12 protein-coding genes are annotated in these 17604 nt (G+C 65.7%); 8 read left to right on the forward strand and 4 right to left on the reverse strand.

Annotation, left to right across the window (positions count from 1 at the left end):
* The first annotated feature begins 70 nt into the window (after positions 1-70).
* From AOA14_RS10895 to AOA14_RS10905, 3 genes are all read left to right on the forward strand, one after another.
* Positions 71-1003, forward strand: a complete 933-nt coding sequence (locus tag AOA14_RS10895) for a LysR family transcriptional regulator (protein WP_062901824.1) — start codon at positions 71-73, stop codon at positions 1001-1003.
* A 268-nt stretch (positions 1004-1271) separates the two neighbouring features.
* Positions 1272-2285, forward strand: coding sequence for a glutathione S-transferase N-terminal domain-containing protein (locus tag AOA14_RS10900; RefSeq protein WP_082819902.1), 1014 nt, complete (start codon positions 1272-1274; stop codon positions 2283-2285).
* On the forward strand, positions 2282-4114 hold the full coding sequence (locus tag AOA14_RS10905; RefSeq protein WP_062901826.1) for an arylsulfatase: 1833 nt from the start codon (positions 2282-2284) through the stop codon (positions 4112-4114). The genes AOA14_RS10900 and AOA14_RS10905 overlap by 4 nt, the downstream gene beginning before the upstream one ends.
* Here the strand turns inward: AOA14_RS10905 and AOA14_RS10910 are convergent.
* Positions 4034-4972, reverse strand: coding sequence for a formylglycine-generating enzyme family protein (locus AOA14_RS10910; protein ID WP_062901827.1), 939 nt, complete (start codon positions 4970-4972; stop codon positions 4034-4036). The two genes, AOA14_RS10905 and AOA14_RS10910, sit on opposite strands and share 81 nt — an antisense overlap.
* Positions 4969-5613 carry a TetR/AcrR family transcriptional regulator gene (locus AOA14_RS10915; protein WP_062901828.1) on the reverse strand — a complete coding sequence of 215 codons (645 nt, stop codon included), beginning with the start codon at positions 5611-5613 and terminating at the stop codon, positions 4969-4971. Before AOA14_RS10915 ends, AOA14_RS10910 begins: the two co-directional genes overlap by 4 nt.
* Positions 5614-5735: 122 nt before the next feature.
* On the opposite strand from AOA14_RS10915, the gene AOA14_RS10920 reads away from it, so the two are divergent.
* Together AOA14_RS10920 and AOA14_RS10925 are read left to right on the forward strand one after the other, a co-directional pair.
* Positions 5736-6383 (forward strand): hypothetical protein, encoded by a 648-nt coding sequence (locus AOA14_RS10920; RefSeq protein ID WP_062901829.1) that lies wholly within the window; start codon positions 5736-5738, stop codon positions 6381-6383.
* A 19-nt stretch (positions 6384-6402) separates the two neighbouring features.
* The gene (locus tag AOA14_RS10925; RefSeq protein ID WP_062901830.1) at positions 6403-8049 is read left to right on the forward strand and encodes a sulfatase-like hydrolase/transferase; all 1647 of its coding nucleotides are present in this window, start codon (positions 6403-6405) and stop codon (positions 8047-8049) included.
* A 29-nt stretch (positions 8050-8078) separates the two neighbouring features.
* Here AOA14_RS10925 and AOA14_RS10930 read toward each other — a convergent pair whose 3' ends face one another.
* Together AOA14_RS10930 and AOA14_RS10935 are read right to left on the reverse strand one after the other, a co-directional pair.
* Positions 8079-8525: an Lrp/AsnC family transcriptional regulator gene (locus tag AOA14_RS10930; protein WP_040590524.1), complete on the reverse strand. Its 447-nt coding sequence runs from the start codon at positions 8523-8525 to the stop codon at positions 8079-8081.
* Positions 8525-10456 (reverse strand): isoaspartyl peptidase/L-asparaginase, encoded by a 1932-nt coding sequence (locus tag AOA14_RS10935; RefSeq protein WP_062903122.1) that lies wholly within the window; start codon positions 10454-10456, stop codon positions 8525-8527. Before AOA14_RS10935 ends, AOA14_RS10930 begins: the two co-directional genes overlap by 1 nt.
* A 184-nt stretch (positions 10457-10640) precedes the next feature.
* Between AOA14_RS10935 and AOA14_RS10940 the strand changes: the two genes are divergently transcribed.
* The 3 genes from AOA14_RS10940 to pgmB all read left to right on the forward strand — a co-directional run bounded on the left by AOA14_RS10940 (position 10641) and on the right by pgmB (position 17602).
* Positions 10641-13427 carry a TonB-dependent receptor plug domain-containing protein gene (locus AOA14_RS10940; protein ID WP_062901831.1) on the forward strand — a complete coding sequence of 929 codons (2787 nt, stop codon included), beginning with the start codon at positions 10641-10643 and terminating at the stop codon, positions 13425-13427.
* Between the two features lie 86 nt (positions 13428-13513).
* Positions 13514-14518, forward strand: coding sequence for a LacI family DNA-binding transcriptional regulator (locus AOA14_RS10945; RefSeq protein ID WP_062901832.1), 1005 nt, complete (start codon positions 13514-13516; stop codon positions 14516-14518).
* Between the two features lie 171 nt (positions 14519-14689).
* The gene (gene pgmB, locus AOA14_RS10950; RefSeq protein WP_238929633.1) at positions 14690-17602 is read left to right on the forward strand and encodes a beta-phosphoglucomutase; all 2913 of its coding nucleotides are present in this window, start codon (positions 14690-14692) and stop codon (positions 17600-17602) included.
* Positions 17603-17604: the final 2 nt, after the last annotated feature.

Raw genomic sequence — 17604 nt, forward strand, 5'->3', positions numbered from 1 at the left:
AGTAGGTCCTCCTGATTTTCGAGAGTATGGGTCAATTGCGCAAACCATCCTTCCGTAATATGGAAGGAAAATGGATCGTTTCGAGGCTATGCGGACGCTTGTCGCTGCCATCGACGGGGGCAGCCTGTCGGCGGCCTCGCGTGCGCTCGGCATCCCGCTCGCGACCGTGAGCCGGCGGGTATCGGATTTGGAGGCGCGGCTCGGCACCCGCCTGGTCGTTCGCACGAGCCGCAAACTGATACCGACCGAGGAGGGCGCCGCTTTCCTCGTGGCGGCGCGGCGCGTTCTGGAAGATCTGGGCGAGGCGGAGCGCGTTGCCTCGGGCGAATATCGGGCCCCGCGCGGGGAGTTGCTGGTCACGGCACCGATCATGTTCGGCAAATTGCACGTCGCGCCGATCGTCCATGACTTCCTGTCCGCCTATCCCGAGGTCACTGTGCGACTCGTGCTGGCCGATACGCTGGTCGACCTGGTCGAAAATCACGTCGATGTGGCGGTGCGGATAGGAAAGCTGCCCGACAGCAGCCTGATTGCGCGGCGGGTGGGCACGGTGCGATGGTTGATCTGCGCCAGCCCCCACTATCTTTCCTATAACCCGGCGCCGAGCGCGCCGGGGGATTTGGTCCGCCACGACTGCATCGCTTTCGAAGGTTTCCAGACCTATCGCCAATGGCCATTCCTTGCCGGGACGCATCCATTGTCGGTGACGATCCGGCCGCGTTTTTCGGTCAACACCGCCGACGCGGTCATTGACGGGGCCATCAACGGACTGGGGATTGCCCGAATCATGTCCTATCAGGCGTCGCAAGCCGTCGGTGACGGCGCCTTGGTGCCGGTGCTCCAAACCTTCAGCCCGCCGCCGATCCCCGTCCATCTCGTCCATGCCGCCCAGACGCTGCAACCGCTGAAGCTGCGCGCATTCATGGATTTCGTCATTCCGCGCCTCGAACGCGCGCTCGCGCGCATAGACCGGGTTCTTGACCCGCCGGGCAAATCTGATTGAGCCGAGGGAGCGGCAGCGTACCTCACGCTCTCTTCTGCAAAGCGCCGCTATGCGAATGCGAGGGACCGCTCAACTGAGGGTAGTTCATGCCTTTGACGCAGGAAATTCGAGTGCGCGCTGAATATGCGGCCCTCGTCACCCTTTCCGGCGCCATGCAGGGCCGCGTCCCACACGCTCCCCTGATTTGTCCGTGTGGCTGTCCGGGACGCCGCCCATTGCGCTCGCCGATATATTGGCATAGCATATGTCAAAACATGGGGAGCAACGGGTGAACGAACGGCCTTATGAAGTCCATGGTGCGCTGGGTTCGCCCTATTCGATGAAGATTCGCGCGGCGATGCGCTATCGCCGTTTGCCCCATATCTGGGTGCATGGCGCCGCGACGCAGGGCGGGGCGCTGGCGCATGTCCGCGCGCCGGTGATCCCGGTGGTGCGCTTTCCCGACGATAGCTGGCACAATGATTCGACCCCGCTCCTCTATCTGCTCGAGGATCGCCATCCGGGCAGCCGTTCGGTGGTGCCGCCCGATCCCGCGCGCGCCTTTCTGGCGCATCTGATCGAGGATTTCGCTGACGAATGGCTGACCAAGGCGATGTTCGGCTATCGCTGGCTGGCCGAGGTCGACCAGCTTCAGATGAGTCGCTGGCTGGCCTTCGACGCGTTCAAGGGCGGCGGTGCGGAGCAGCGCGAGCGCTTTGCGGCGAGCTTTCGCGAGCGGCAGGTGGGGCGCCTGGCGATCGTCGGCTGCACGCCGGCGAATTTCCCGCTGATCGAAGCGTCGACCCGCGCGGTGCTCGCGGCGCTGGAGACGCATGTCCAGGACCGGCACTGCCTGTTCGGCACGCGGCCATCGCTCGCCGAATTCGGCCTCTTTGGCCAATTGTCGCAGTTCGGCGCCGATCCGACCGCGCAGGCGATGATGCGCACCGACTATCCCTTTGCCTATCGCTGGCTTTCGCACATCGATGACATGTCGGGGATCGACGGCGAATGGGACGCGGCCGATGCGCGGCTGCCGCCCGTGGTCGATGCGCTGCTGTCGGTGGCGGGCGCGGTCTATCTGCCCTTCTTGCGGGCGAATGCGGCGGCACTGGAAAAGGGGGAGGCGATGATACGGTTCGAGGCGATGGGGCATGGCTATGACCAGGGGGTGTTCAAATATCAGGCGAAATGCCTTGCCGACCTGCGCATGCGCTACGCGGCGCTGAACGACGCGGCGCGCGCCGCGGTCGATCCGCTGCTCGAGCGGACTGGCTGCCTGCCCGCGCTGGTGTCGGCATGAGGCGCGCGTTCGCCGCCGGGATCGCCGCTGCGCTGGTCGCGGCGCCGCTGGCCGCGCAGACCGCGGTGCCGACCGCGCCCGCAGCGCCGCGCCATCCCAATATCGTCATCCTGCTGGCCGATGACTGGGGTTTTTCGGATGTCGGCGCTTTCGGGGCCGAATTCGCGACCCCGAACATCGACGCGCTGGCGCATGCCGGGATGCGCTTTTCCAATTTCCATGTGTCGGGTTCCTGCTCACCGACGCGCGCGATGCTGCAGACGGGGGTGATGAACCACCGCGCCGGGTTGGGCAATATGCCCGAGACGATCCCCGACGCGCACCGCGGCAAGCCGGGGTACGAGACGGTGATGAACCACAGCGTCGTCACGATCGCGGAAATGCTGAAGGCGGCGGGCTATCGCACCTATCTGACCGGCAAATGGCATCTGGGCAGCGATCCGACGCGGCTTCCCGAAGCGCGCGGCTATGATCGCGCCTTCAGCCTGGCCGATGCGGGCGCCGACAATTTCGATCAGGAGCCGATAAAGGGCCTCTACGACAAGGCGAACTGGACCGACAATGGCAAGCCGGGGGTGCTGCCCAAGGATTATTATTCGTCGCGCTTCGTCGTCCAGAAGATGATCGATTATATCGACTCCGACCGCGCGAGCGGAAAGCCGTTTTTCGCGTCGGTCAATTTCCTAGCAAACCATATTCCGGTGCAGGCGCCCGACAGCGATATCGCGCGCTATCAGGCGATGTATCGCGAAGGCTGGACCGCGCTGCGCGCCGCACGGGCCAAGCGCGCCGCGGCGCTCGGCATCATGCCCGCGGGCGCGCCGATGGTGACGATGGCGACCACCCCCGACTGGCAAAAGCTGGACAGCGACGAACGCAAGGCGGCGGTCCGCGTCATGCAGGCCTATGCCGGGATGGCGACCGCCGCCGACCGCGAGATCGGGCGCCTTGTCGCGCATCTGAAGGCGACGGGCGATTACGACAATACGATCTTCGTCTTTCTGTCGGACAACGGCCCCGAACCGACCAACCCCTATAACCGGCTGCGCAACCGGCTGTTCCTGGGGATGCAATATAACACGTCGATCGGCAACATCGGCCGCCGCCACAGCTTCAGCGCCATCGGTCCGGGCTGGGCCAGCGCGGCTGCGGCGCCGCTATCGGGGTACAAGTTCAGCGCGACCGAGGGCGGGCTGCGCGTACCGCTGATAATCGCCTGGCCCGGCCATCCGCAGGTGCGCGCGGGCGCGATCTCGAAGGGGCTCGCGCATGTCACCGACATCGTCCCGACGCTGACCGACCTCGCCGGCGTGCCGGGTCACGGCGGCAGCTGGAGCGGGCGGACGGTCGAGCCGATCGCGGGGCGCAGTCTGGTGCCGATGCTGGCAGGCGGCGCGGGCAGCGTTCATGGCGACGCGCCGATTGGTTATGAACTGTCGGGCAATGCCGCGCTGTTCCGGGGGGATTACAAGTTGGTGCGCAATCTGCCGCCGACGGGCGACGGTCAATGGCGACTGTTCGACATCGCCAGCGACCCCGGCGAGACGCGCGATCTGGCCGCCGCGATGCCCGATCGCTTTGCGGCGATGAAGGCCGATTATGCGGCGTTCGCCAAGACCAACCAGGTGCTCGAAATGCCGGCGGGTTACACCGCCGACGAACAGATCAACCTTTATGCGTGGCGGCAACAGGGCCGCAAGCGGGCGATCCAGGCCGGACTGGTGCTCGGCGGGGCGATCGTCGCGCTGTCAGCCCTCTTGTGGCTTTTCGTCCGGCGGCGGCGGGCGCGCGGTGTCGATCAGGCGAATGCCAACATGATCGGTACCTAGCGAGCGTTCTTGAAACTGGCGCGCGGCGGGGCGATAGCGCGCGCAATAATTCGCCGCGCACAGAAAGCTGCCGCCCTTGATGACATTGCGGTCGGGGTCGATCGCGCTTGCCGTCCATTCCCAGACATTGCCGATCAGGTCGTGGACGCCGTGCTTGTCGGCGGGGAAGCAGGCGACGGGCGCGCGGCTCTTGAAGCCGTCGGTGCCGAGGTCGCGGACCGGGAACACGCCCTGATAATAGTTGGCGGTCGGCTTGCCGTTTGCATCGACGGGAACATCGCGCCGCGCGCCGCCGGTTGCAGCGGCAAGTTCCCATTGCGCCTCGTCGGGCAGCGCCTTGCCCTTCCAGTGCGCGTAGGCGAGCGCGTCCTCGTAGCCGACCTGGACCACCGGGTCGCGATCGCGGCCGGCGATGCCGGTCTTCGGTCCTTCGGGATGCCGCCATTCGGCCCCGACGACCCAGCGCCACCAGTTGGGATTGCCGTCAGTCGGCGCTGTAAACACCGCCGATCCGGGGATCAGCATGTCGGGCGGCGCACCGGGCAGTTTCGGCGGGTCTTTCTCGGCAAGCGTCTTGTAGCCGGTCGCCTTCACGAATTCGGCGAATTCGGCGTTCGTCACCTCATGCGTTGCCATCCAGAAACCCTTGACCGAAACCTCGCGCGCCGGTGCCTCTTCGGGCAGCGTCGCGTCGGCGCCCATGGTGAAGGTCGCGCCGGGTATCCAGACATAGTCGCGCGCCGGCATCGGCGGGCAGGTCGGGGTCTGCGCTTCGGCATGCTGTTCGGTCTTTTTGGCGCCGCATGCGGCCAGGGCGCCCAGCGCGGCGAAAGCGATCAGCGCTGCGCTGCGCTTCACCGATCGCCGCCTTGCGGAAGCGCGGCAAGCAGCGCTTCGACCATATGCGCGGTGACGGTCCCCGCTTCTTCGGCCGGCAGGCCCTGGTCGTGCCGCAACGCGCGCCAGTTCTGGAAGGAGAGGGTGGCACATAGCGCCTCCGCCGCCACCTTGTTCGCAAGGACAGGCGCGGGCAGCAGGCGCATTACCAGTTCGCGCTCGACCGTGATGACGCGGCCATATTCGGCCATCAGAAAGGGCGACTGATAGCGCTTGATATTGGCCGCGAGCCGGAACGGCAGCATCGTTTCGAACACGCGGACGCGGCGGCGGGCGAGATCGCGCATGTTCGCACGCCAGTCGTTGTCGAGATAGGGGGCGGTGACGATCGGCATCACCCGTTCGGCGATCGTCGCCGAAATCTCGCTATAGAGCGAATCCATATCGTCGAAATGGCGGAAAACGGTGCGAATGCCGATCCCGGCTTCGTCGGCGACGCGCGCCGCGCTGGGCATCAGGTCGCCGCCAGCGATCAGCTCCATCATCGCCTTGACGATGCGTTTGTGGCTCGACCGGCTGCGTTCGCGCCGACCATCGATCCGGGGCGTCTCGCTCGCCGGATTCGCCTTTGCCTCGCCCTCCGCTTTCGCCGTTGTCGTCATGTCCTCCCCGCTGGCGCAGCTTGGCGCCGTGGTCAATGCCCGCTTCGAAGCATCTTGCGCCGCGCCCGATATAATGACACATATAGTGCCAATAGTTTCGGGGCAACCGAAGAGTCGGGGGAATGATGGGGGAGCAGGCTTTTCTTGTCGGCGCGATTTGGGCGGGCGCGTTGCTGCTCTGGCTCGCCTTCCTGCTGTTCTACGATGGGTTCCGCCGCCCGCTGACGCGCGCCGAGATCGACGCCTTTCTGGGCACGCTCGGCGATCGCATGGAGGAAACGGGCAACGACAGCGCCCGCCTGCGCGCTTTTCTGGAGGACGACGACGGACGCGAATTCGTCATGGTCAATCTTGTCCGCACGCGGCCGGGCCAAGTCACCGATCCCGCCAGCGGCGAGACGCGCGCGGGCAGCGAATGGCTGCGCCGCTATTCGGACCCCTTCGTGCGCGGGCTGATCGCGCGCGGCGGGCATCCGCTCTATGTCGGCGCCAAGGTCGGCGGCTATATCGACGCGTGGAACACACCCGCCGACCCCGGCTGGTCGCTGGTCGGCACGATGCGATACCGCAGCCGCCGCGATCTGATCCGCATGGCGGCCGATCCGGCCTTTCGCGCCGTGCATCCGAACAAGACACTGGGGATCGAGACGACCTTCTCTTTCCCGACGCAGCGACAGATCGCCTTTTATGCCAGCCCGCGGGTCACGGTGGGGCTGGGGCTCGCGCTCGCTGCGGCGCTTGCGCATATCGCGCTTTTGACATGGGCTTAGAGGGGGCCGGAGGGGACCGATGAAGAAACGCTGGATTGCATTGGGCGTCGTCGCGCTGATCGGCGCGGGTGGCTATTGGGGTTTTCAGGAGAATAAATATCGTCTGCCCGGGATGATCCAGGATTGGCGCGACCCGGTGCAGCCGAACCACGCGGTGGTCTGGCAGCAGGGGCCGGGTGCGGCCCCCGTCACCGCGCCGGGGACCAAGCGCCCGCCCAACATCATCCTGATCGTCGCCGACGATCTGGGCTGGAACGACATCAGCCTGAACGGCGGCGGCGTTGCGGGCGGGATCGTCAAGACGCCCAACATCGACGCGCTGGCACGTCAGGGGCTGAACTTCACCACCGCCTATGCCGCGAACGCCACCTGTTCGCCGTCGCGCGCGGCGATGATGACCGGCCGCTATCCGACTCGCTTCGGTTTCGAGTTCACCGCGGTGCCGACCGCCTTTGCCGAGAATCTGGCGCATGGCGGCGGCCTTGGCCCGCTGAAGGCGGTATTCCACAAGGAACTGATCACCGACGATATTCCCGACTATCCCGACATGGGCGTCCCGCCGAGCGAAATTACCATAGCCGAAGCGGTGAAGGCGGCGGGATATCACACCATCCACATCGGCAAATGGCATCTGGGCGAAGCGCCGCGCTTGCAGCCCAATGCGCAGGGTTTCGACGAAAGCCTCGCGATTCTGGCGGGGGGCGCGAAATTCCTGCCCGACGACGATCCCGATACGGTCAACGCCAAGCTGCCGTGGGATCCGATCGACCGTTTCATCTGGGCCAATCTGCGCCACGCCGTCACCTTCAACGGCGGCAAGCGCTTTCATCCCCAGGGGCATATGACCGACTATTTCGCCGCCGAAGCCGAAAAGGCGATCGAGGCGAACAAGAACCGGCCCTTCTTCATGTATCTGGCGTTCAATGCGCCGCACACGCCGTTGCAGGCAACGCGCGAGGAATATGACCGGCTGCCGCAGATCAAGGATCACAAGACGCGCGTTTACGGAGCGATGATCGCGCAGCTCGACCGCCGCATCGGCGATGTCATGGCGAAGCTCAAGCAGGCGGGGATCGACGACAATACGCTTGTCATCTTCACCAGCGACAATGGCGGGGCCTGGTACACCGGCATCCCGCACCTCAACGCGCCCTATCGCGGCTGGAAGGCGACCTTCTTCGAGGGCGGCATCCGCACGCCTTTCTTCATGCGCTGGCCGGGCCATATCGCGCCGGGTTCTACCCGCGCCGACGTGACCGGGCATATCGACATATATTCGACGATCGCCGCCGCGGCGGGGGCGAAGGTGCCGACCGATCGCATCGTCGACAGCCAGAATATCCTTGCCGGGCCGGCGCATCGCCAGGCGATGTACTGGCGTTCGGGCGACTATCGCGTCGTGCGCGCGGGCGACTGGAAATTGCAGGTAACGAAGCGGCCCGAAAAGGTTCGCCTCTATAATGTCGCTATCGATCCGACCGAACAGCATGATGTGTCGGCGCAGGAGCCGCAGCGCGTCGCACAGCTTCGTGCGATGATCGAGGCGCAGAACAAGGGGATGGCCAAGCCGATCTGGCCGGGGCTGATCGAGGGGCCGGTGCGGATCGACGTGCCGCTCAACGCGCCGTGGAAGGACGGGCAGGATTATATCTACTGGACCAACTGACCGGTTCGGTCGTCGCCGGAGGGAAGGGGTCAGCGTTCGATCTTGGTCACCAATATGACCGACGTCGTCGTGCGTTCGACCCCGTCGAGCAGGCCGATCTCGTCGATCAGCTCGTTGAGCAGGGCGCTGTCCTCCGCTTCCAGCATCGCGATGATGTCATATTCGCCGCTGATCGCGTGGATCGCCTGAACCTGGGTAAAGCCGGCGAGGGCGGCCTCGACCTCGCGGTGATAGCGCGGCAACGTCTTGATCATCATATGGGCGCGGACGCGGCCGGCGGCAAAGGCTTGTCCCAGCCGCACCGTATAGCCCGCGACGATATTATCCTCTTCCAGCCGCGCGAGCCGCGAATAGACCTGGCCGCGCGAGATGCCGAGTTCCTTCGCAAGCTGTGCGATGGTCTGGCGCGCATCGTCGCGCAGCAGGGTGAGCAGGCGATCGTCGATCTCGTCGAGACTGACGGTCATCGGCGCCATCAGTCCGCCCATGCCTCGTCAGCGAAGATCGCCGTCTGTGGTTCCGCCCCGGCCGTCATCCGGCCACGATACATGCCAAGGTCGTTGAGTGCAAAGACCGGGCGGCCGTCGGGGCCCATCGCGATCAGGCCGCCGTCGCCGCCGATCGCACCGACCGCCGCGATGGTCGCCTGCGCCGCGTCGTTCAGGCTTTCGCCTTTCCACGCGACGCGGTCGCAGACCTGCCGCGCCGCGCTTTCGCGGATGAAATATTCGCCCGATCCCGTCGCCGAAACCGCGCATCGGCCGTTGCTGGCATAGGTGCCCGCGCCGATGATCGGCGAATCGCCGATGCGGCCCCAGCGCTTGCCGGTCATGCCGCCGGTCGAGGTTGCGGCGGCGAGATTGCCGTTGGCATCGATCGCAACCGCGCCGACGGTGCCGAACAGATGCGTCGGGTCGAGCGCGGCCTGATGCTTCTTGCGCCAGGCGAGCAACTGCTGCCACCGCTGATCCGTCCGGAACCAGGCGGGGTCGACCTGTTCGAGCCCCTGTTCGACCGAGAAGCGGTCGGCGCCGTCGCGCGCCAAGAGAACGTGCGGGCTCTTGTCCATCACCGCGCGGGCAAGGTCGATCGGGTGACGGGTGCGCGTGACACCCGCGACGGCACCGGCCTTGAGCGTGGCGCCGTCCATGATCGCGGAATCGAGTTCGTTGGTCCCCTCGGCGGTGAACACGGCGCCGCGACCGGCATTGAAAAGCGGATTGTCCTCGAGCACGCGCACCGCCGCCGCGACCGCGTCGAGCGCCGGGCCGCCCTTGTCGAGCACCGCCGATCCGGCGCGCAGCGCGGCGTCGAGGCCGGCGCGATAGGCGGCTTCCTTGTCGGGGGTGAGCGAGCCGGGCTTGATGACCCCGGCGCCGCCATGGATCGCGAGCGACCAGCGCGGCACCTCGACCAGTTCGCCCGCGCGCGCGGCATAGTTGCGCACGAACACCGGCGCATCGACGCGGCCCGAGGGCAGGTGAACGACCGAGCCCGGCCCGACCCCCGTCACCTTCACCCGCGGCACATCGAGCGGCCTGCGGTCGCTGACGTTGCGCAGTTCCGATCCGTCCACGACCCAGGCATAGCCGTCGGGTGCGGTCGCATAGATGCGCCCCGACCCGTCGGGTTCGACCGCGAGCGCGGCGCTTTCATCGACGCCGAGCCCGATCATCGCGGGCGCGTCGGCAGCGCGTCCGACCTGCGCCTTGGCGACGAAGGCGAAAAGGCGGCCGAGCCGGTCGCGTTCCTTGAAATGCGTATCGGTGACGATGCCCTTGAGCAGCGCCAGGTGCAGGAATTCGCCTTCGATGGTGTTAGCGGGGCCGAGCGGATCGGCGAGCGCCTCAGGACTCTTGATGCTGCCGTCGTCCATCGCGCCATAGAGTTTTTCGCCCTGCATCGCGAGGCCGGCGCTGGTCCCGGCGAGCGGCTTGCCCGCCGCGACATGCGCGTCGATGATCTCGTTGACCGGCGTGCCGCGCCAGAAGCGCACATATCGCGACTGGTCGCCGCCGGCGATGAAGATGCCGTCGGCCTTGCGCAGCCGGTCGAGAATCTTCTTGTCGGTCGCTTGCGAACGCGCGTGGAAAACGAAGATTTCGACCGACTGGATGCCGCCGATGTCGCGATAGAATTCCTCGCCGATTTCCTTGCCGTAAGAAGCGCTGAGGACGACGATGTGGCCCTTTCCGGCCTTGCCGAAGAACCATTTCATCGCGTCGATATTCCGGTCGCCTCCGCCCATCAGCAGCAGTCCGCCCGATACCGGACCCGGCGTCGGCGTGTTCAGCGCGCCATAGACATAATGTTCGTAGGGCTGGTCTTTCGCCGCCGCTGGCGGCGCGGCGAGAAGGAGCGCGTACAGCAGTGCGGTGATCCATTTGAACAGTCTGATCGGCGGCATCAGCATATCTCCTTCGGCAACTCTGATCGATGGATGTTACATAATCGACACGCAAAATGACAATATGATTCCTGTTTTAGTCATAATGATTGAAATTTTCGGTCCGTTCTGGCTGATAGGGCGCGTCTCGTGACAGGGCATTGGGGGCGCCGATTCGCGCCGCAGACAGGATAGGGGCTTTTCGATGGAACATCTCGGCCGACGGTCGCTTCGCATCATTCTAGGGCTGGGCGTCTGCCTTCCCGCGCTCGCCACGCCGGCGCTGGCGCAGGACGCGTCGGACGAGGGCGCGGTGCAGGAGATCATCGTCACCGGTTCGCGCATTCCCACGATAAAGGATCAGGGGCCGTCGGCGGTCACGACCATCGATTCCGATGCGATCCGCGCCAACGGCTATACCAGCGTCCCCGAACTGCTCGCGGCGATGACCCAGAACAGCGGCGAGACGCAAAGCCCGCAGTCGGGCAGCAGCGCCGACTTCACCCCCGGCGCGCAGCAGGTCGACCTGCGCGGGCTTGGCCCCAACCACACGCTCGTGCTCGTCAACGGGCGCCGCATCGCCGATTTCCCGCTGCCCTATATCGGCCGCAGCAACTTCACCGACATTTCGAATATCCCGGTGGGGCTGATCGACAAGGTCGAGATATTGTCGGGTGCAGCCTCGGCCATTTATGGTTCGGACGCGATTGCGGGCGTCATCAACTTCAAGATGAAGGAAAATCTGGACGGCCTGACGCTCGACTATCGCCACGGCCGCACCCAGCATGGTGGCGGCATGTCGCATCGCTTCACCGCGACCGGCGGCTGGTCGACCGACCGTTTCAGCATCGCGGCCGGTATCGAATATCTCGACCAGCGTCCGCTGTGGGCTTATGATCGTTCGATCCAGGACAGCACCGACGACAGTCCCGGCAGCACGATCGCGCGCCGCACCTTCCTGCGCTACAGCATCGAAAACGACAGCTATATCGATCCGGGTCCGGCGGCCTGCGCCGGGGTTGCGAACCTCAACGGCGGTTCGACCATCTATACGTCGCGTCCGCGCTACGGCGATTATGATCCGGCGATCGACGATTACGGCCCCGGCTATTACTGCGGCAGCAAGACGTCGATCGGCTACGGCACGATCGTTTCGGGTCGCAAGGGCTTCAACAGCTTCGGCACGATGTCGTACGAGCTGTCGGACAATGCCAAATTGTTCGCCGACTTTCAGTTCGGAATCAGTAAGGTCCGGCTGATGTACGACGTCACGAGCTGGGCGTTCGAAAGCTCGTCGTCGAGTTCGGACAACAGTTTTTACAACGCGTTCGACGATACGATCGACGACTGGTCGCGCCAGTTTGCCCCGGAAGAAACCGGCGGGCTGGAAATGCAGCGCAGCAAGCAGACGACCTACAGCATCACGCCCGGTATCCGCGGCAATTTTGGCAATGCCTGGAATTACGAGGCATCTTTCAATTACAGCCGCTACCAGTCGGTCGTGCGCTGGCCCCAGATCGTCAATTCCAAGGCGATCGCCTTCTTTCTGGGCGAACAGCTGGGGGTCGACGAGGACAGCGGCTATCCGATTTTCAACGCCGATCCCGCGCGGCTCTACACCGCGCTGACGCCTGCCGAATATGACAGCATTTCGGCCGATACGGTCTATCGTCCGTATAGCTGGACCAGCAATTTGCAGGCGACGCTGACCAATGGCGAGCTGTTCCAGCTTCCGGCCGGCCCGGTCGGGGTCGCGGTGGTCGCCGAATATGGCAAGCAGGGCTATAATCTGCGTCCCGATCCGCTGGCGCTCACCGACTATTATTACAGCTGGAAAGACAGCGACGGTGCGGGCAAGCGCAGCCATGCCGCGATCGGCGGCGAAGTGCGCGTGCCGGTGCTCGATTTCGTGACGCTGACGGGTGCCGGCCGCTATGACACCTTCGGCTTTGCCGGCCGCGATGTCGGCAAGTTCACCTATAATGGCGGGGTCGAAGTCCGACCGACGAGCAGCCTGCTGCTGCGCGCCGCCTATGGCACTGCCTTCCGCGCGCCTGACCTCCACTATGTCTTTACGGGGCCGGGCAATGTGCAGAGCAGCGTCGATGACTATTATCTGTGCGCGGTCGAAGAGCCCGACGAGGATATCGGCGATTGCAGCTATTCGGGGACCGGCGTCGTCGTGAACCGGACCGGCAACCGCAACCTCGACGCCGAAACCGGACGAACGCTGACGGGAGGCATCGTCTTTTCGCCGTCGAGCCGCCTCCATGTTTCGGTCGATTATTTCCGCGTGACGCTCGACAATCAGGTCGACGATCTCAGCATCGACACGCTGGCCCGGACCGAGGCGGACTGCAGCGTGCTGACCGCGGGCGGCACGCCCAAGCTCGATCCCAATTCGCCGACCTGTCAGGATGCCTTCGCGCGCATCACGCGCTTTGCCAGCGGCGGCAATGCCGGGCAGATCTCGTCGATCCGCGTCAATCCGATCAACATTGCGCGCGAAAGGACGAGCGGGATCGATATCGCCTTCCGCGGCAGCCTGCCAACCGGTATCGGCAACTTCACCCTGTCGCTCGCGCACAGCCATGTGTTCAAGCACAGTTTCCAGCAATATCCGGGCGATCCGTTCGTCGACAAGCTCGCCGTCGATAGCGGCTATTACCTGCCGCGCGACAAGTCGAACGGCAGCATCTCATACGAAAATGAGGGCTTTCAGCTGACCTTTTCGGGCACCCGGCTCGGCAAGCTGCCCAATTATGACGAGGATGCGTTCATCAAGGCGAGCTACCTCTTCAATGCGACCATGCAATATGATTTCACCGATCATCTGCGCGGCTCGCTGACGGTGCGCAACCTGTTCGACACGAACCCCGTCAAGGACCCGACCTGGTCGAGCTATCCCTATTACAACACCAGCTGGTTCGACAGCATCGGACGCAGCGTGTTCCTGCAGCTCACCTACAAATTGGGAGGATCGGCGCTCTGACCGGTCGCGGCGGGGGCGGGCTTCCGTCCCCGCCGCCCTCCTCTTAGGCGCTTGTGAAACAAGGCGGACGCGCGTTAAGGGGAGCCATGGCTAATGGCACCGGTCCCCTTGGCGGCGGCAATGCGCGCCCGACGATGGCCGACATCGCGCGCGAGCTGGGCGTCGCGAAGATCACCGTTTCGCGCGCGCTTTCGGACAGCCCGACGGTCAAGGAAAGCACGCGCCGGCTGATCCGCGACACCGCCGAACGCATGGGCTACCGGCTCAATATTTCGGCGCGCAATCTGCGGCAGCAACGCACCCGGACCATCGCCGTAGTCATCGAAATGGCCCCCTCGCACGACCGCCTGATGAGCGAACCTTATCCGCTCTCGCTGCTCGGCGGGATCATGCAGGAACTGACTGCAGCCGGACAGAATATGGTGCTGACGACGATCGAGTTGTTCGCACAGCACCCGCCGTCGGCCGACGGGGTCATCCTGCTGGGGCAGGGCGTGCATGACGATGCCGCCGCGGCGATCGAGGCGACCGGGCTGCCGTATGTGGTCTGGGGCGCGGCGCACGGCCCGCCCGGACGCGTCGTCGTCGGCAGCGACAATCGCGCGGGCGGCCGGCTCGCCGCCGACTATCTGCGCGCGCGCGGGCGCCGCGCGCTGCTGTTCCTTGGTGAAACCCAGCATGGCGAGGTCGAGGATCGGCTCCAGGGCTTTGCCGACGCGCTGAAGGGCAGCGACGCCGCGGTGATTGAGCGGATCGCCTGCGCCTTCACCGCCGCCGCCGGGCGCGAGGCGATCGATCGGCTTCTGGCCAAGGGCACTGCCTTCGACGGCGTCTTCGCGGCGAGCGATGCCATTGCGATGGGCGCGATCGAAGCGTTGCAGGCGCGCGGCCTGTCCGTACCCGGCGACGTATCGGTCGTCGGCTTCGACGATTCCCCCGGCGCAGCGATCGTATCGCCCAAACTCACCACCATCCGGCAGGACTGGGCGGTCGGCGGCGAATTGCTCGCCAAGAAGGTGCTCGATCTCGTCGCGGGCAAGGGCGCCGATTCGCGCGCCATGAGCGTGGAACTGGTCGCACGCGAAAGCTGAATCACTGCGCGAACGCGCCGTAGTTCGCACGTCCTTTCCCGCAATGGTATCGATAACTTGACATCGATACCATTTTTGCACCACAAGATGGCTTCGATGGAGCGCGCGCCGGCCGAGCGTGCGCCGCGGGTGAGGATGACAGTGGCAATTTCCAGCGCAGCTTCTGATACGATGCGGCTTGTACGACACGGCGGCGACGCCGTCGGCGATCAGGCGGCCGCGCTGTTCGCGCTCGCCAACGGCCTGGTCGGCGTTGAGGGCGTCGCCGACGAATGCGCCGCTGCGCCCTGCGCCTATCTCCCCGGCGCCTATGTCAGCCGCCCGATCGATTATCATGAAAGCTTTCCCGGCTACGCGACCGCGACTGACACGCGGATCAAATGCCCGAGCCCGGTGGCCCTGCGCCTGCGGATCGACGGCGCGCCGGTCGATTTTGCGGCTGCCGATCGCCTCGAAGCCGAGAGCCTGCTCGATCTTGCCTGGGGACAGCTTCGCCGCCGCACCCGCTGGCGTCTCGCCGATGGCCGGACGATCGAGATTGCGGCCGTTCGCATCGTTCCGCTGGACGGCGATGCCTGCGTCGCAACGCGTCTGTCGGTCTCGCCGGTGGATTTCGCCGCGACGATCGAGATCGATCTGATCTTCGGCACCGATGCCGATGGCGGCAACGCCGATGCGGCCGACGATCCGCGTATTTCCGGGCGGCTGCGGCCGGTCTGGACCGTTCAGCCTTCCGAACCGGGCGACACCCCTTCCGTGGTCCGGTTTGCCCAGGGTGCCGTCGAACTCGCCTATCGCCAGCGGGTCGCCAGCCTCGATGCGCCGGTGGTGCGCATCGACGGCGGCCATATGGTGCGCGGCGCGTTGGTCGCCGGCGGCACGCTGAGCGTCGACCGGGTGGTCGCCATGACCTGCACCCGCGGCCACCCGGTCGACATCGATGCGCTGCCCGAACCGCAGCCGTTCGACGCCATTGCGGCGGCGCAGCAGCGCGCGGTCGACCAATTGTGGGCGCATGCCGATTTTGCGATCGCGGGTGACGACGCGCTGACGCAGGCGCTGCGTTTCGACCTGTTCCAGCTCCACCAGTCGGCCAGCCGCGACCCGGACCACAGTATCGCGGCCAAGGGGCTGTCGGGCGAAGGCTATGAGGGCCATTATTTCTGGGACGCCGAATCCTTCATGCTCCCGGTGCTGGCGCTCCAGATGCCCGACCGGGCGCGCACCCTGCTGCAGTATCGCATCGGCAAGCTTGCGGCGGCGCGGGCGCATGCGCGCGGCATTGGCCATGCGCGCGGCGCGCTCTATCCGTGGCGGACCATCGGCGGGGCCGAATGTTCGTCACATTATCCGACGGGGTCGGCGCAATATCATATCAACGGCGACATCGCGCATGGCGTTGCGCTGTATGTCGCGGCGACGGGCGATAGCGACGTCCGCCGCGCTGCGGCCGAAATGCTGTTCGAAACCGCGCGCATCTGGCCCGAGATCGGCGCCTTCGACCCGCGCCGCGGCGGGGCCTTCTGCATCTATGGCGTGACCGGGCCCGACGAATATTCGGCGCTCGTCGATAATGATTATTACACCAACGCGATCGCGGCGCGGCACCTTGCCTATGCTGCCGACACCGCCGACTGGCTGGCGCACACCGATCCCGCGGCCTTCGCGGCGCTGGCGCAGGCCATCGGCCTCGACGCCGAAGAAGTCGCGATGTGGCGCCGCGCCGCCGAGGCGATGTGGTTGCCGGTCGATGCAGAGGCCGGGGTAAGCCCGCAGGACGACGCCTTTCTGGGACGGCCGAAGCTGGCTGATCTGGCACCGCTCGACGAGCGCGGGCCTCTGCTGATGCGCTATCACCCGATGATCCTGTTCCGGCACCAAATCGCCAAGCAGGGCAATGTGCTGCAGGCGATGGCGATGGATCTCGTGTCGTTGCCGCTCGCGTTGCAGCGGCGCAATTTCGACTATTACAGCCGCGTCACCGCGCATGATTCGACGCTGTCGTCGGTGGCCTTCGCAATTGTGGCGGCGCGGCTCGGCGAGGATGGGGAGGCGCTCGATTTCCATCGCGAGGCCGCCTTCGTCGATCTGGAAAATCGCCACGGCAACACCTCGCACGGCCTGCACATGGCGGCGCTTGCGGGAAGCTGGCTCGTGCTTGCGCACGGCTGGGGCGGTCTGTGGCTCGGCGGCGATTGCCCCGCCTTCGCGCCGCGCATCCCCGCCGGCTGGGCGCGCTATCATTTCCGCCTGATGTGGCGCGGCAGCGTGATCGAGGTTGCGGTCGATGCCGAAGGGGCGACCTATCGCCGCCTGTCGGGCGCGCCGGTCGATATTGTCGATCACGGCCGCCCGGTTCGTCTTGCCGACGCGGCGGTCCGGATGGCGCGCCCGGCGGTGCAGGGCGTGATCTTCGACCTCGACGGCGTGCTGACCGACACGGCCGAGGATCATTACCATGCGTGGCAGGCGCTGGCCGATCAATATGGCTATGCCTTCGACCGCGCCGCCAACGACCGGCTGAAGGGCGTCGATCGCGCGGGATCGCTGCGCCTTATCCTGGACGGCGCGGGCGCGTCGGTCGACGACGCGCGCTTCGAGGCGATGCTTGCAGAGAAGAATGCGCTCTACCGCGCGCGGCTGGCCGCTTATTCGCCCGCCAATCTGTTCGACGGCGTGCGCGCGCTTTTTGCCGCGCTGCGCAGCGCGGGCATCAAGATCGGCCTCGCCTCGGCGAGCCGCAATGCCGGCCACGTCGTTCGGTTGCTCGGCATCGCCGACCAGTTCGATTTCATCGCCGACGCGGGCGCGATCGCGGCGAACAAGCCGGCGCCCGACATATTCCTGGCCTGTGCCGACGGCATGGGCCTCCCCCCGGAACGCTGCATCGGTATCGAAGATGCGCAGGCCGGAATTTCAGCCATCCATGCGGCGGGCATGGTGGCGATTGGCATCGGGTCTGAAGAGGCGCTGCCCGATGCCGACGTGCACGTCCCCGCCATCGGGGCGCTTTCGGTCGACCAGATCCTGTCAGCAGAACGGGAAGCGGCGAGCGCGGGCAACCTTTCAAAGAAAACAGGATAAGT

The organism is Sphingopyxis terrae subsp. terrae NBRC 15098 (assembly GCF_001610975.1).
Taxonomy (GTDB): domain Bacteria; phylum Pseudomonadota; class Alphaproteobacteria; order Sphingomonadales; family Sphingomonadaceae; genus Sphingopyxis; species Sphingopyxis terrae_A.